The 13,870-nt window shown below is 64.3% G+C and carries 13 protein-coding genes; 8 read left to right on the plus strand and 5 right to left on the minus strand.

Translation table 11 applies throughout. The features are described 5' to 3' along the window. Positions 1 to 53 precede the first annotated feature (53 nt). The 4 genes from FYB76_RS00735 (at position 54) to FYB76_RS00750 (ending at position 3,075) form a co-directional block, all read left to right on the plus strand. Positions 54 to 584 carry a vesicle formation protein gene (locus tag FYB76_RS00735; protein WP_154132360.1) on the plus strand — a complete coding sequence of 177 codons (531 nt, stop codon included), beginning with the start codon at positions 54 to 56 and terminating at the stop codon, positions 582 to 584. Between the two features lie 178 nt (positions 585 to 762). Beyond that, complete coding sequence (locus FYB76_RS00740; RefSeq protein WP_013233751.1) at positions 763 to 1,407, plus strand: phosphatidylserine decarboxylase; 645 nt, start codon at positions 763 to 765, stop codon at positions 1,405 to 1,407. 118 nt (positions 1,408 to 1,525) lie between these two features. Then, the gene (pssA, locus tag FYB76_RS00745; RefSeq protein ID WP_154132361.1) at positions 1,526 to 2,386 is read left to right on the plus strand and encodes a CDP-diacylglycerol--serine O-phosphatidyltransferase; all 861 of its coding nucleotides are present in this window, start codon (positions 1,526 to 1,528) and stop codon (positions 2,384 to 2,386) included. A gap of 194 nt (positions 2,387 to 2,580) precedes the next feature. Beyond that, a complete protein-coding gene (locus FYB76_RS00750; protein WP_229296839.1) occupies positions 2,581 to 3,075 on the plus strand; it encodes a hypothetical protein in 495 nt (164 codons plus the stop codon). Positions 3,076 to 3,101: 26 nt separating this feature from the next. On the opposite strand, the gene FYB76_RS00755 is transcribed toward FYB76_RS00750, so the two are convergent. The 3 genes from FYB76_RS00755 to FYB76_RS00765 all read right to left on the minus strand — a co-directional run bounded on the left by FYB76_RS00755 (position 3,102) and on the right by FYB76_RS00765 (position 5,849). Further along, positions 3,102 to 3,812, minus strand: coding sequence for an alpha/beta hydrolase (locus FYB76_RS00755; RefSeq protein WP_370516279.1), 711 nt, complete (start codon positions 3,810 to 3,812; stop codon positions 3,102 to 3,104). A 16-nt stretch (positions 3,813 to 3,828) separates the two neighbouring features. Beyond that, positions 3,829 to 5,328 carry a sensor domain-containing diguanylate cyclase gene (locus tag FYB76_RS00760; protein WP_154132364.1) on the minus strand — a complete coding sequence of 500 codons (1,500 nt, stop codon included), beginning with the start codon at positions 5,326 to 5,328 and terminating at the stop codon, positions 3,829 to 3,831. A gap of 179 nt (positions 5,329 to 5,507) precedes the next feature. Further along, positions 5,508 to 5,849 carry a hypothetical protein gene (locus FYB76_RS00765; RefSeq protein WP_154132365.1) on the minus strand — a complete coding sequence of 114 codons (342 nt, stop codon included), beginning with the start codon at positions 5,847 to 5,849 and terminating at the stop codon, positions 5,508 to 5,510. 176 nt (positions 5,850 to 6,025) lie between these two features. Here FYB76_RS00765 and FYB76_RS00770 point away from each other — a divergent pair, with 176 nt between their 5' ends. Both FYB76_RS00770 and FYB76_RS00775 read left to right on the plus strand, forming a co-directional pair. Continuing rightward, positions 6,026 to 7,555: a PLP-dependent aminotransferase family protein gene (locus tag FYB76_RS00770; RefSeq protein ID WP_088754166.1), complete on the plus strand. Its 1,530-nt coding sequence runs from the start codon at positions 6,026 to 6,028 to the stop codon at positions 7,553 to 7,555. A 129-nt stretch (positions 7,556 to 7,684) separates the two neighbouring features. Next, positions 7,685 to 9,019, plus strand: a complete 1,335-nt coding sequence (locus tag FYB76_RS00775; protein ID WP_154132366.1) for a tetratricopeptide repeat protein — start codon at positions 7,685 to 7,687, stop codon at positions 9,017 to 9,019. 27 nt (positions 9,020 to 9,046) lie between these two features. Here the strand turns inward: FYB76_RS00775 and FYB76_RS00780 are convergent, their stop codons facing one another. Together FYB76_RS00780 and FYB76_RS00785 are read right to left on the minus strand one after the other, a co-directional pair. Continuing rightward, on the minus strand, positions 9,047 to 9,970 hold the full coding sequence (locus tag FYB76_RS00780; protein ID WP_154132367.1) for a sugar kinase: 924 nt from the start codon (positions 9,968 to 9,970) through the stop codon (positions 9,047 to 9,049). Between the two features lie 24 nt (positions 9,971 to 9,994). Further along, the gene (locus FYB76_RS00785; protein ID WP_088754169.1) at positions 9,995 to 11,287 is read right to left on the minus strand and encodes an amino acid deaminase; all 1,293 of its coding nucleotides are present in this window, start codon (positions 11,285 to 11,287) and stop codon (positions 9,995 to 9,997) included. A gap of 157 nt (positions 11,288 to 11,444) precedes the next feature. Between FYB76_RS00785 and FYB76_RS00790 the strand changes: the two genes are divergently transcribed. Together FYB76_RS00790 and FYB76_RS00795 are read left to right on the plus strand one after the other, a co-directional pair. After that, positions 11,445 to 12,329, plus strand: a complete 885-nt coding sequence (locus FYB76_RS00790) for a MurR/RpiR family transcriptional regulator (RefSeq protein WP_154132368.1) — start codon at positions 11,445 to 11,447, stop codon at positions 12,327 to 12,329. A 1-nt stretch (position 12,330) separates the two neighbouring features. Further along, positions 12,331 to 13,821 (plus strand): amidohydrolase family protein, encoded by a 1,491-nt coding sequence (locus FYB76_RS00795; RefSeq protein WP_154132369.1) that lies wholly within the window; start codon positions 12,331 to 12,333, stop codon positions 13,819 to 13,821. Positions 13,822 to 13,870: the final 49 nt, after the last annotated feature.

Raw genomic sequence — 13,870 nt, forward strand, 5'->3', positions numbered from 1 at the left:
GAGAGGGAGGCTATAATCGGCCTCCCTTTCCGTTTCAAGAAGAGCATCTCATCATGCGGACCATCACCAAGCTGCTCCTGCCGCTGCTCACCGCACTGGTGGCCAGCACCGCGCACGCCGACATCTGCGCCGACCTGCGCGCCATCCACCAGCAATCGCAATCGCACTTTGACGGCTGGAAGAAAGACGGCCCCGATTCCGTCATGAAGGGCGACAAGCGCGGCCCCGTCTATCTGTCCAACTTCATGCTCGATGGTGCCCATAGCTGCGCCGTTGCCGACAATTCCACGGTCTATACCTGCATCTGGCGCTATGCCACGCCGGCCGACATGGGCCGCGCCTACCAGCGCCTGGTCAACGATGTGAAGGCTTGCGCACCGCTGGCCAAGGAGCCGCCGGGCATCATCGCCGACGAGCCGCAGGAACGCCGCCAGGGCGACCTGCGCCAGGTCACCGAAGTCACCGGGCTGGACTATGCCGATGCGGAAGTGACGATCCTGATCGGGCAGATGCAACTGACCGGTCCACGCGGTGTGGCCCGCAACGAACTCAAGCTGAGCTTCTCCCGCCCGCAGCCGCGCTGAGCCGGTGCCGGGCATTGCCCCCGGCCTGGTTCACGAAAAATTGTCCCGGATGACCCGAGATGCACCGCCACCGGTCCGATGGCGGTGCATTTCATTGCTTTTAACGGGCGCTGGACTAGAATAGGCACGCTTTTACTTTTGAACTTTCCGCGAGCACTGCGCGATCATTGGAGCAACATTGAACAATAACCACTATCCCCATCCCATCATCGCCCGTGAAGGCTGGCCCTTCCTGACCATCGCCGTGGTCGTGGCAGCGCTGGCAACCTATTTCTGCGGCGCCTGGTCCTTCCCGCTGTGGATCATCGCGCTGTTCGTGCTGCAGTTCTTCCGCGATCCGCCGCGCGTGATCCCGCAAGCCGCCAATGCCGTGCTGTCCCCGGCCGATGGCCGCATCGTCGTGGTGGCCCGCGCCCACGATCCCTACACCGACCGTGAAGCCCTGAAGATCAGCGTCTTCATGAACGTTTTCAACGTCCACTCCAACCGCGCCCCGGTGGATGGCAAGATCGAGAAGGTGCAGTATTTCCCCGGCAAGTTCGTCAATGCCGACCTCGACAAGGCCTCGCTGGAAAACGAGCGCAATGCCCTGGCCATCACCACCACCAGCGGTCACAGCGTGACCTGCGTGCAGGTGGCCGGCCTGATCGCACGCCGCATCCTGTGCTACGTCAAGGCGGGCGACACCCTGGCCCGTGGCCAGCGCTACGGTTTCATCCGTTTCGGTTCGCGTGTGGACGTCTACCTGCCGCTGACGGCCACGCCCAAGGTCACCGTCGGTGAAAAGGTCTCGGCCACCGAAACCATTCTGGCCGAACTCTGATCACACCATGAAGGCCTCACCGTGTCGTGCGCCAGCTTGTGCTTGCAGCGGCGTCACGGATGAGGCCCGAGCGCAGACTGCGTGCTGCGATTTCCGTCCTCCTTACTGATAGACATCGATGCCCACATTACGACGACGCAAGGCCAAAGCCGGCATTCCCTTCCCGAAATCGCTGCGCCGCCCCAAGGCCGCGCAACTGGACGAGGCCGGGCAGGTAGTGGCACGGCGGCGCTCGCGCGGCATCTACCTGTTGCCCAACGCCTTCACGACGGCGGCGCTGTTCTGCGGTTTCTACGCCATCGTGATGGCCATGAACCTCAAGTTCGACTACGCCTCCATCGCCATCTTCGTGGCCATGGTGCTCGACAGCCTGGATGGCCGCGTGGCCCGCATGACCAACACGCAAAGCGAATTCGGCGCCCAGTACGACAGCCTCTCCGACATGGTTTCCTTCGGTGCCGCGCCGGCGCTGGTGGTCTATGAATGGTCGCTGCGCGGCATGGGCAAGCTGGGCTGGCTGGCAGCCTTCGTGTATTGCGCCGGCGGCGCGTTGCGTCTGGCCCGCTTCAATACCAACATCGCCGTGGTCGACAAGCGCTACTTCCAGGGCTTGCCCAGCCCGGCGGCAGCGGCCCTGGTGGCAGGTTTCGTCTGGCTCATGGATGACCTGCGCTTTGCCGGCACTGACCTGAGCTGGTACGGCTGGATCATCACCCTGTACGCCGGCATCACCATGGTCACCAACGTGCCGTTCTACAGCTTCAAGGATGTCAACTTCCGCAAGCCGGTGCCCTTCATTGCGGCATTGCTGGTGGTGGTGGCGCTGGTGCTCATTTCCAGCGACCCGTCCAAGGTGCTGTTCGGGCTGTTCGTGCTGTATGGCCTGTCCGGCTACGGCGTCTACATCTGGCGCCGCCTCAAGGGCAAGCCGGTCAGTATCGTCCAGACCAAGGATGAGCATGGCGATGCGCCGCATTGATGCCCGTCATGCCTGCTGAGGTTCGCTGATCCTCTTCCTGCAGGACAAGAAACACCCGGCTCCGGCCGGGTGTTTTTCATTGCGCGGGGCATCGGCCTGTCCCCGCCGCCACGTCTGCCTTGCCGAGCGGCCCACAGTTTCCTAAAATCCGATGGTAGGCGCGTTAATGCATATCGCGCGTTGATGGTATGAACATGGCGATCACATCCTCCACCTTGGTCACGCTGGGCAGCTTGGATCCTTACGGCCTGGGCAGCAGCGCGTCCAGCGGCACCCCCAACCCCGTCACTGCGGCCAGCAACCCTGCGGCCGTGGCGCAGGCGGTCGAGCTGTCGTCGGAGGCTTCCGTGATCGTGACCCTGGGCGGCGGTTCTTCCGGCAATTCCGGCCTGACCTACAACGCTGCGGGGCTGTTCGATGCCATCGTCAATGCCGGCTCCTCGGCCGGCACCTCCACCGACCTGACCCAGAACCAGGCCAGCCAGAGCTATTACCAGGGGGTGTTGGGCAGCATTGTCATGCCGGACGCCACCTCGGGCATCTATGATGGTTCGGGCATGTTTGCAGGGCAGGGGCTCAGTTCGGAGTTGTCATTGCTGCTCAAGTCCCAGCCTGACCTGACGGGTTCCATCGTCGAAGACATCGTCAACCAGAACGTCGTCGGCGGCCTGATCTCCACCATGGCCTGAACCAGGCCGATTTTCTTCCAGCAGCTTCAGTCGGTGATGAGCGCGGCCAGCCGTGCGCACAATGCGGCATCCTGCGCGCTGCGTTCGCTCACGCGATGGTCCACGCCCGGCAAATCAATGATGCGGCATGCGCTGGCAGCGGTGGCGTGCTGGCGGATCAGTTCGGCGATCTCGGCCGGGATGACGGCATCCTCGCTGGCGCGGACCAGGGTGAGCCGCCCTCGATAATGGCGGATCATCTGCAGCACTTCGGCATCCCGCCAACTGTGCGGGCGCCTTAAAGCCGCACTGAAGGCCGGCCCGAAAGGCAGCGTAAAGGCAGCAGCATCGTAGAGCGCGCCGACCAGCGTGACCACATGGGTAATCTCGTTCTCCGCGCGGCAGGCCAGGCGCAGGGCGATTTCGCCGCTCATGCTCACACCGACGACGGTGCGGGGGGCGAGGGTAAAGCGGTCCAGCGCAGCTTGCGCTTCATCCAGGCGTTTGGAGAGGGAATTGGGCAGCAGGGCGCTGCTGTGGCCGTGGCCGGAAAAGTCGATGGCGGCACTGGCACAGCCGCGTGCAGCCAGGGCCTGCCGCAGCGGCCATTGGCGTTGGCGATCGCCTTGCCCGGCCCCATGCAGCACCAGCGTATGGACCGGCTGGGCGGGTGCGCTGCGCAGGATATCGGCCGCCAGCGTTTCCGCGCCTGCTGCCAGGGCCAGTTCTTCATGCGGGCAGGAAGAGGGCGCGGACACGGTCTCGGTGTCCCTGTCAGTCGTCAGGATGACGGCGTTCCAGGCCCGGCGTGCTGGCGTAGTAATGGCGTTTTGCTTCATACATCAAGCTGTCGGCACGCTGCACGACCTGTTCCAGGCGCTCGCCGGGAACACCGGTAGCCGCGCCCATGGACAGGCTCAAGGCGACGCCCGAGTAGTACTGGTTGTTCACTTCGACCAGTTTCTGGATCTGGTCCATGAGCAACTGGCAGCCACGTTCGTCGGTGGCCGGCAGCAGGATGGCGAATTCGTCCCCGCCGGTACGCGCCACGCTGCCGGGACGTTCCACCGCCTTGCCCAGCACTTCGCCCACGCGGCGCAACAGGGCGTCGCCGGTGGCGTGCCCCAGCTCGTCGTTGACTTCCTTCAAGCCGTTGAGATCGGCCACGATCACGCTGACCGGGAAGGGGCCCTTGCGCTCCAGCCGGTTCAGTTCATCGACCATGTAGGCACGGTTGTGCAGCTTGGTCAGTTCGTCGTGCTTGCCGAGGAATTCCAGGTAGGCTTCGGCCTTCTTGCGGGCGGTAATGTCGGTGAGCGCCACCAGCACCAGGTCCCAGTTGTTTTCGTGTCCCGGGAAGACAGAAAACTGCAGGTGGACGTGAAGGGTTTCACCGGTCAGCGAGTAGTTCACCACTTCCCGGTGGTGTAACAGGTTGCCGTTCCACAGCTCGATCAACTGTTCATTGAAATGCGGACGCATGTCGTCGCGGAACACGTCGGACAAACGCGAGAGCAGGGTGGCCTTGTCCGGGGCGCCGAACATGGACAGTGTCTGCAGGTTCACATCGATGACGCGGATTTCCTGCATGCAGCGTTCCACGAACTCCGGATGCACATCCGTGAAGGTACGGAAATCGGTGATGCCGATGCGGTGCAGGTCGTCGAAGAGGCGCTTGACCGCGCTGAAGTCTTCCACCCACAGCGAAATGGGTGAATATTCGAACAGGCCGCGCGCATAGTTTTCGCTGCGGGAGAGCTTCTTGCGGGCGGTCTCGCGCTCGGTGACGTTCTCGATGGCCAGCAGCACGTAGTCCCAGTTCTCTTCGCTGCCGGGCATGATGCGCCCGGAGAGCTGGATGTCCAGCCGCTTGCCGCCCAAGGTGTAGTTGACGGTATAGCTGGAGAAGGTGGTGCCGCCATTCCACAGCTGCACCATTTCATCGATGAAGGTATCGATCATGTCATCCCGGAACACCTTGTCCAGGTTGGCCACCAGGTGAGCCAGGTCGCGCGCTTCATACCATTCCAGGGTACGCCGGTTGACGTCGACCACGCGGATCTGCATGGCACAGGCCTGGGCGCGGCTGGGATCCTTGGTGAGGTAACTGCGCAGGTCGGTCACGCCGTCGGCGCGCCACTGGTCGAACAGGCGCTTCAAGCCACTGTAGTCCTCTTTCCACAAGGAAACGGGCGTCAGGTCGAAAGTCTCTTGTTCAGAAAGGGCCGGGATGGAAGCCGGGGCGGAGCGGGCGAGGGAGGATTCGTTCTGCATGACACTTCATCTTTTGCTGATGATGAAGTGTAATAGTTTTACGGAAACTGCTGCAGCTCTTCCACCGCCAGTTCACCCTCTTTTGCGCAACTTTATTGCTCGAAAAGCGCGGATGATGCGGATTTGTTGATTGAAAGTTAATTTTCATCAACCTGTCCGCGTGTTCGTGACCGCGTCTTTCACCGGCCCGCTTCCCATCCCGGCGCATTCCGTCCGCCGCGCGGAAGTCGGAACAGGGCGGCCAAGGGGGCATACCATGCCCGCGCCAGCGGACGCAGGCACAGCAGCTCGCCTCCTTGCGGCGCCAGCACGCCGATCCAGCCTTCCTGCGCCAGCACCATCCTTTCCCCGTCGTTGAGCCGGGTCTGGCGGCTGACCAGGCGGTCCGCCTGCCATTGCGCCGATTCGGTCACGCGCATGTGCGGCGCCTGGCACAGCAGCTGGCTACCGGCAGGCAGCCACAGTTGCAGGTGCTGGCCGGCAGCCAGTGGCAGGGTCTGGGTGGTGGTGCGAGCGGGCATGGTGTTCTCCTTGTCGAATGGGCCTGCCTGCAGTCTAGGGATGGCAGCGCAGGCGCAACAGGCACAGGAAATTTCACTCTGCTGCGTAACAGGCCGTAGCTTTTTGCTCTGTTACCCCTGCTTTTCGCCTACTCTGTATCTGTTCTGGTCTGGCCCTCGATAAGATGATGACTGTTATGGATACCCGCCTCCACCTCCCCGACATGAAGCCTGCGGCGCTGCCGCCGGGCACGCCGCCGGCGGCCCTTGCCGCCACCCCCGACACCGGGCGTCAACCGCTGTATCGGCGCCTGGCCGAGCACTACCAGGGGGCCATCCAGTCCGGCACCCTGGTGGCGGGCGACCGCATGCCCTCTGTGCGCGACCTGATGCGCCAGCACCAGGTCAGTTTGTCGACGGCCTTGCAGACGCTGCGGCATATGGAAGAGGGCGGCTGGCTGGAAGCGCGTCCGCGTTCCGGCTACTTCGTGCGCCAGCCGCGCCGCTCGGCGATCCGGCCAGTGCAGGAGCCCAAGAGCCTGATGGCCATCGATCCCGAGCAGTACGTGGGCATCCACGAAAAGGTCTCCAAGTACATCGCCCTGCGCCAGAGCGGCGCGCCGCGCATCGATCTCTCCGGCATGACCTGTGCGCCCGAACTGTATGCGGTGGAAACCCTGAAGCAGGCCGCCATGCGCGCCCTGCGCGAGCGGCCTGAGCTGCTCACCAGCGCCATGCCGCATAACGGCAATGCGACCTTCCGCCAGGCGGTGGCACGGCGCGCATTGCATCACGGCATGCGCATCGACCATGAAGAAGTGGTCGTCACCCACGGCTGCATCGAAGCGCTCAACCTGGCCTTGCGCGCGGTGGCCGGGCCGGGCGACACGATTGCGGTGGAGTCGCCGACCTACTTTGGCCTGCTGCAGGCGTTGGAGAACCTGGGCATGAAGGCGCTCGAAATCCCGACCAGCCCGCACACCGGGATCTCGGTCGAAGCGCTGGAACTGGCCGTGCGCACCTACGGCAACATCAAGGGCGTGGTGGTGGTGCCCAACCTGCAGAATCCGCTGGGCTGCATCATGCCCGACGAACACAAGGACAAACTGGTGCGCCTGTGTGAAGAATTGCGCCTGCCCCTGATCGAAGACGACGCCTATACCGAGCTGGCTGATGGCAACGTGCCGCCCTCCAGCCTCAAGAGCCGCGACCGCAACGGCAACGTGATCTACTGCGCATCGCTGAACAAGGTGCTGGCCCCCGGCATGCGCCTGGGCTGGATGAATGGCGGGCGCTGGCATGAGCGGGTCAAGATGCTCAAGTTCACCCACACCCGCGCCAACGAAGAGTGGACCCAGGTCACCGCTGCCGACTTCATCGCCAGCCCTGCCTATGACCGCCATCTGCGCCGCCTGCGCCAGTTGCTCAAGGAGCAGCGCGAGCGCATGGCGGAATCGATCGCAGCCTATTTCCCGGAAGGCACGCGCCTGAACGTCCCCAATGGCGGCGTGGGGCTGTGGGTGGAGTTGCCGGTGCAGGTCTGTTCCCAGCAGTTGTTCGAGCGCGCCCTGCTGGAAGGGGTGGGCGTTTCCCCCGGGGCGATCTTCTCCAACTCCAACCGCTACGGTCACTTCCTGCGCATTTGCTGTGGCCATCCCTTCACGCGCGAACTGGACCAGGCGCTGCGCCGCCTGGGGAGCATCGGCCACAGCCTTGCTTCCCTGTAGTATCTGGCAGCCAACACGGAGAATCAGGTATTGCCCGAAAGGGCAGTCTGCTGCAGACTTGTAAAGAAAATGTAAAGGCCACGGACATGTCGTCCCGTGCCTGATGCGCTTTACGAGGGAGAGCAGTCCATGCCTGAGCCGCAGCCCAGTACGTCCACCCTGTCGCCGTACGCGGCGCGCCTGAATGCGGCTATCGACGCCCACATGGCCGGCCGCCTGGACGAAGCTCGGGCCGTCTATGAGGCCGTGCTGGAGGAAGACCCCATTGAACCGGTGGCGCTGCACTTCTATGGCATCTGGCTGCACCAGGCCGGACGTCATGCCGAAGCGGTAGAGAAGCTGGAACTGGCCAGCGCCCTTGAACCCGACAATGCCGCCTGGCACAACGACCTGGGCAATGTGTTCTTTGCCGTCGGCGAGTTCGAGGCCGCTGCCGGGGCCTACGGTGCGGCACTGGACATCACGCCCGATGACCACACGGTCTGGAACAACCTGGGTGCTGCCCAGATGCAGCAGGGCCGCAACGAGGAGGCCATTGCCGCTTTCCAGCGCGCCGTGGAGATCGCGCCGGAATTCCTGCCGTCGCTGCTGCACCTGGGCAATCTCTTCGAGGCCGCAGGCGACAAGATGCAGGCCTCGCATTACCAGTGCCGCGCCTATGTGTTGCCGCCGATGGAGGGCAAGTCCTGGGAGATGGTCGGGATTTCCTTCTACTTCCTCGGTCGGCTTGAAGAAGCCGCACAAGCCTACCGCGCCTGGCTGGCCAGCGAACCCGACAATCCGATTGCGGCCCACATGCTGGCCGCCTGCTCACAGCTGGATGTGCCCACGCGCGCCTCGGATCGCTATATCGAATCGCACTTCGACCGCTACGCCGAGACCTTCGAAACCAACCTGCTGCATAGCCTGGGCTATCGCGGCCCCAGCCTGATCGGGCAGGGCGTGGGTCGGGTGGCGCAAGCGGCGCGCCAGTTTGCCACCATCGACATCGGCTGCGGGACCGGCTTGTGCGGTGAATATCTGCGGCCCTATTCGCATCACCTCAGCGGCGTCGACCTGGCTGGCAAGATGCTGGAGAAGGCGGCGGCGACCGGCCTTTACGACCAGCTGGAAAAGGCCGAGATCACCGACTACCTGCTGCGCCATCCGCAAAGTTGCGACCTGGTCACGGCGGCCGATACGATGATCTATTTCGGTGACCTGGAGAAGGTGTTCAAGGCGGTCGCCACGGTCTTGAGGCCGGGCGGCCATTTCGTCTTCACGGTAGAGGTGCTCACCCCCCAGGATGCGGTGGCCGATGGCTATTGCCTGCATGCCAGCGGACGCTACCGCCATGGCCGTGATTACGTGCGCACGCTGCTGCAGGCGCACGGGCTGGCAGCGGTGTACCAGGAAGATGAAGTATTGCGCGAGGAAGTGCGCCAGCCGGTGGCGGGCATGCTGTTCGTGGCGCGCCGGCAGTGAAGCGGCGCGCCACGGCGCAAGGCCTGATCACGCGGCGTCCCTGAGCACCGCTTCCACCTGGTCGCGGCCGGGAATGGGTTCCACCGCGCCGTAGCCGGTGGTGGAGAGGGCGGCCGCGACGTTGGCATAGCGTGCGGCCTGGAAGGGATCTCGCCCGGCCATCAGCTCGGCCATGAAGGCCCCGCCAAAACAGTCGCCTGCACCCGTCGCATCCAGCGCCTGCACCGGATACGGCGCGACCATGCGGCGCTGCTCGGGCGTGGCCACATAGCAGCCTTCATGGCCCAGTTTGAAGGCCACCAGCTTCATACCGTAATCCAGCAAGTGATCGACGATCGCATCACGGTCGGTGAGGCCGGTCAGCATCGACACATCTTCCCAGCTCGGCAAGCAGACATCGCACAGGCGGAAGGCCTCGGCCATCTTCGCCTGGGCGCGTTCCAGCGGCCACAAGCGCAGCCGCAGGTTGGTATCGAGCGAGGTGGTCACGCCGGCCGCACGCGCATGCGCCATGGCGGCCAGGCCGGCGTCACAGGCACTCTCGCTGATGGCCAGGCTGATCCCTGAGAGGTGCAGGGCACCGGCGGCGGCGATGGCTTGCAATGGCAAGTCGTCCACGCCGTAGCGGCTGGCGGCCGAGCCGGCGCGGCGGTAGTGGAAGTGATGACCCTGCTCATCGTGGGTGACGAAGTACAGGCCGGTACTGCCATTGGCTTGCACCGCCACGTGCTGCACGTCGACCTGCTCGCGCCGCCACAGCGCCAGCAGGTCCTGGCCGAAGTGGTCATTCCCGACGGCGCTGATATAGCCCGACACGGCGCCCTGCCGGGCTGCCGCGATGGCGAAGTTGGAGGTATCGCCGCCAAAGCCTTGCAGGTACTGGCGCGGGGTGTCGATGCGCTGGTTGAATTCCACCATGGCTTCGCCGTAGGCGAGGATGGGTTTGTTCATGGGCTGTTCTTTCCTCGACACCGATCAGAAGAAGGTCTGCACGATGTCGGTTACATCGAAACGCTGGTCTACCACCACCAGGTGACGCCACTTGTCGAAGGTCAGGCAGGGGTGCGAGATGTCGAAGGCGATCATGTCGCCCACCTGGATGTCGTCGCCTTCGGCAATCTTCAGGTAGGCGTGCTGGTCCATCATGCCGGTCACTTCCCAGTGCGCCGGGGTGGCTTGCGGCTGGGTATCCTGGCCCGGGCGGAAGCGCGTGACCGGGGCGGGCAGGCCGGCATCGAACGCCGCATCGCGCTTGCCCAGGGCGATGATGGCCTTGTCCGCCTCGGGGATGGATTGCACGTAAGCCCACAGCTGCAGTGCCGGCTGCAGCTGGCTGCGCATGCTGTGCGCCACCGGATTGCGCACCTGGATCTGCGATTGCGCAGCACGATAGATGCCCACGTCATGGGTGAGGTAGCAGCCCGGGCGCAGCACCACGTCCAGCGCAGCGCCGATGTCGGCCTGGCCGAATTCCTCGGCGACCACGTCATACCAGGCTGAACCGGCTCCGGTCAGGACTGCCGGGCCCTGAGCCAGGCGGCGCGCCAGTTGCCCGCGTGCGGAAAGATCCTTCAGGCAGGCTACAGCGCGCTGCAGGAAACGGCGGATGTCGGCCTCTTCCTTGAGTACACCTTCATATACCTCCACACCGGCCAGAGCCAGGCTGTCCCAGCGGCCGATGGCGGCCAGCACCGCCTGCTGCTGCGCGTCGTCACGCACGCCGGTGCGCCCGCCTGCCGGGCCCAGTTCCAGCAGGACGTTGAGGGTCTGCTTGCGCTCGGCGAAGAAGCGGCCCAGCTGGTCAGCCAGCGCGGCGGAGTCGACCAGGCAGAAGAATTCAAACGAGGGATCGGCCAGCAACTCCGAAATGATGGCCATATTGCGCTTGCCCACCAGCTGATTGGCCATGATGACGCGGCGCACGCCGTGATGATAGGCGGCCAGGGTCTGGTGGGCCGTGGCCAGGGTGATGCCCCAGGCGCCGGTATCGAGCTGGCGCGCGAAGAGCTTGGGGGCCATGGTGGTCTTGCCGTGCGGGGCCAGCTTGACCTGGTACTGGCCGACGAAGTCCTGCATCCACTTCAGGTTGTGGGCGATCTTTTCTTCATACAACACCGCGGCCGGCAAGCTGATGTCTTCATTGAGCAGGTTCCAGCGCACCTGGCCCGCCTGCTGCGGGGCGAGTGGCTGCGCCAGCGCACCCAGGCCCTTGTTGAGCGGGTCGATCATGCCGGCCTGGAACTGGCCTTGGTAGTTTGTATCACTCATCGCTTTAATTCCTGTGAAATTAGGATTGACGTAATAATAGCCTTGAATTTACTATGTTTACGCCGTGTTAGTAAATAACATAAACTGTTTCCGCGGCGCCTTCCGGGGTCGCCGGCTTGATCGCCCGCCCATTCCCGCAGACTGAATTTTCCTTCCCATGGCGCAGACATTGGACATCATTTCCCGCATCACCGAGCGCAGCAGTACCTTGCGCCTGGCCGAACAGAAAGTGGCTGAAGCGATCCTGGGTGATCTGGCCGCCGCTGCCAGCGCCAGCATCGGCGAGCTGGCCGAGAAGGCGGGCGTGTCGGTGGCCAGCGTGACGCGCTTTGCCAAGGCCATGGGCTGCCGCGACGTGCGCGAATTCAAGTTCCTGCTGGCCCAGGCGGTGGCCGTGGGGCAGCGCTTCTTCGATGGGGCCAAGACGCTGCCCTCCGAACAGCCGCCGGAACTGGCCGACGTGGTCTACCGCGACATCCATGCGGTGCTGGAACTGAACCGCGCCATGCTCAACCCTGACATGCTGATGCAAGCCGCGCACCTGCTGCTGGGCGCGCGCATGATCTACTGCTTCGGCATGGGGGGCGGCTCCACCATGATGTCCGACGAGGCGCGCTATCGCCTGGTGCGCCTGGGCCGTCCGGTGGCGACCTATCACGATGCGGTACTGCAGAAGATGGTGGCGGCCACCCTCGACAAGGAGGACGTGCTGCTGGTCTTCTCGACCACCGGCAGCGTGCCCGAGCTGCTGGCCAGTTGCGAGGTGGCGCGCGAATACGGCGTCAAGCTGATCGCCATCACGGCACTCGGCTCGCCCCTGGCCAAGATGGCCGATGTGCTGCTGCCCATCAAGACGCTGGAAACCGACCTGATTTTCAAACCGTCCTCGTCGCGCTACGCCATGATGGCGACGCTGGACATGCTGGTGCTGGAGCTGGCCTTGCTGCACAAGGAAAGCAGCCAGGAACGCCTGCGCCGCCTCAAGTACGTGCTCGATGCCCATCGCGGCGGCGGCGACTTGCACCAGCCACTGGGAGACTGACATGACATCCACCCCGCAATCGCCGCGCGGCCCGCAGCACTGCGACACCCTGATCCGCCATGCCCTGGTCATCGATGGCAGCGGCGCCGAACCGGTAGCGGCCGATGTGGCCGTACGCGATGGCCGCATCGTCGCCGTCGGCCAGCTTTCTGGCTGGCAGGCCGACCAGGAAATCGACGGCAGCGCACGCGTGCTCTCGCCCGGCTTCATCGATGCGCACACGCATGACGACACCAACGTCATCCGCACGCCGGAGATGTTCCCCAAGCTGTCGCAGGGCGTGACCACGGTGGTGGTCGGCAATTGCGGCATCAGCGCCGCGCCGGTCACGCTCAAGGGCGATCCGCCGGACCCGATGAACCTGCTGGGCAAGTCCGAGGCCTTCCACTATCCGAGCTTTGCCAGCTATGTCGAGGCCGTCAATGCCGCGCAGCCGGCCATCAACGTGGCTGCGCTGGTCGGTCACACGGCCCTGCGCAACAACCACATGGACCGTCTCGACCGTGCGGCCAGCGATGCGGAAATCGCCGGCATGCGCGCGCAATTGCGCGAGGCGCTGGAGCACGGTGCGCTGGGCCTTTCCACGGGCCTCGCCTACGGCAATGCCATCAATGCGCCCACGGAAGAAGTGCTGGCCCTGGCCGAGCCGCTGGCCGAATTTGGCGGGCTCTACGCCACTCACTTGCGCAGCGAATTCGCCGACATCCTCAATGCGATGGAGGAAGCCTTCCGCATCGGCAAGCATGCGCGCGTGCCGGTGGTGATCTCGCACCTGAAGTGCGCAGGCGTGGAGAACTGGGGCCGCAGCAGCGAAGTGCTGCAGGCACTGGAAGCGGCCTCGCGCCACCAGCATGTGGGCTGCGACTGCTATCCCTACACCGCCAGCTCTTCCACACTCGACTTGAAACAGGTCACCGCCGATTACGACATCCAGGTCACCTGGTCCGAGCCGCATCCGGAGCAGGGCGGCAAGATGTTGAAGCAGATCGCCGCCGACTGGGGCGTGGACCTGCACGCCGCTGCCGCGCGGCTGATGCCGGCCGGGGCCGTCTACCACTGCATGTCGGATGACGACGTCAACCGCATCCTCTCGCATCCGGCCACGGTGGTCGGTTCCGATGGCCTGCCCAACGATCCCTTGCCGCATCCGCGCCTGTGGGGCGCTTTCCCGCGCGTGCTGGGCTATTACAGCCGCGAGCAGAAACTGTTTTCACTGGCCACCGCCGTGCACAAGATGACCGGCCTGTCGGCGCAGCGTTTCGGCCTGGCGCAGCGCGGTTTCGTGCGCGAGGGTTATCACGCCGACCTGGTGCTGTTCGATCCCGAGACCATCCGCGATGCTGCCAGCTTCACTGATCCCATGCAGCCGGCGCATGGCATCGATGCGGTGTGGGTCAACGGGCAGCTGGCCTATCGCGGCCAGGACAAGCAATCCACCAGCGCGCGTGCCGGACGCTTCCTGGCGCGCACGGTGCAGAAAACGTCAGCCTGAGTTGCAGAAAACGTCAGGGGGCGATTATCAACTTCAAGTTTCAAATCGC

The sequence above is a fragment of the Herbaspirillum sp. CAH-3 genome, from assembly GCF_009668275.1.
GTDB classification, from domain to species: domain Bacteria; phylum Pseudomonadota; class Gammaproteobacteria; order Burkholderiales; family Burkholderiaceae_D; genus Herbaspirillum; species Herbaspirillum aquaticum.

Coding starts and splice junctions, on each gene's coding strand:
- FYB76_RS00750 (WP_229296839.1), top strand. CDS start 2,581: ATGGCGATCACATCCTCCACCTTGGTCACGCTGGGCAGCTTGGATCCT.
- pssA (WP_154132361.1), top strand. CDS start 1,526: ATGCCCACATTACGACGACGCAAGGCCAAAGCCGGCATTCCCTTCCCG.
- FYB76_RS00765 (WP_154132365.1), bottom strand. CDS start 5,849: ATGCCCGCTCGCACCACCACCCAGACCCTGCCACTGGCTGCCGGCCAG.
- FYB76_RS00775 (WP_154132366.1), top strand. CDS start 7,685: ATGCCTGAGCCGCAGCCCAGTACGTCCACCCTGTCGCCGTACGCGGCG.
- FYB76_RS00770 (WP_088754166.1), top strand. CDS start 6,026: ATGGATACCCGCCTCCACCTCCCCGACATGAAGCCTGCGGCGCTGCCG.
- FYB76_RS00735 (WP_154132360.1), top strand. CDS start 54: ATGCGGACCATCACCAAGCTGCTCCTGCCGCTGCTCACCGCACTGGTG.
- FYB76_RS00780 (WP_154132367.1), bottom strand. CDS start 9,970: ATGAACAAACCCATCCTCGCCTACGGCGAAGCCATGGTGGAATTCAAC.
- FYB76_RS00795 (WP_154132369.1), top strand. CDS start 12,331: ATGACATCCACCCCGCAATCGCCGCGCGGCCCGCAGCACTGCGACACC.
- FYB76_RS00790 (WP_154132368.1), top strand. CDS start 11,445: ATGGCGCAGACATTGGACATCATTTCCCGCATCACCGAGCGCAGCAGT.
- FYB76_RS00760 (WP_154132364.1), bottom strand. CDS start 5,328: ATGCAGAACGAATCCTCCCTCGCCCGCTCCGCCCCGGCTTCCATCCCG.
- FYB76_RS00785 (WP_088754169.1), bottom strand. CDS start 11,287: ATGAGTGATACAAACTACCAAGGCCAGTTCCAGGCCGGCATGATCGAC.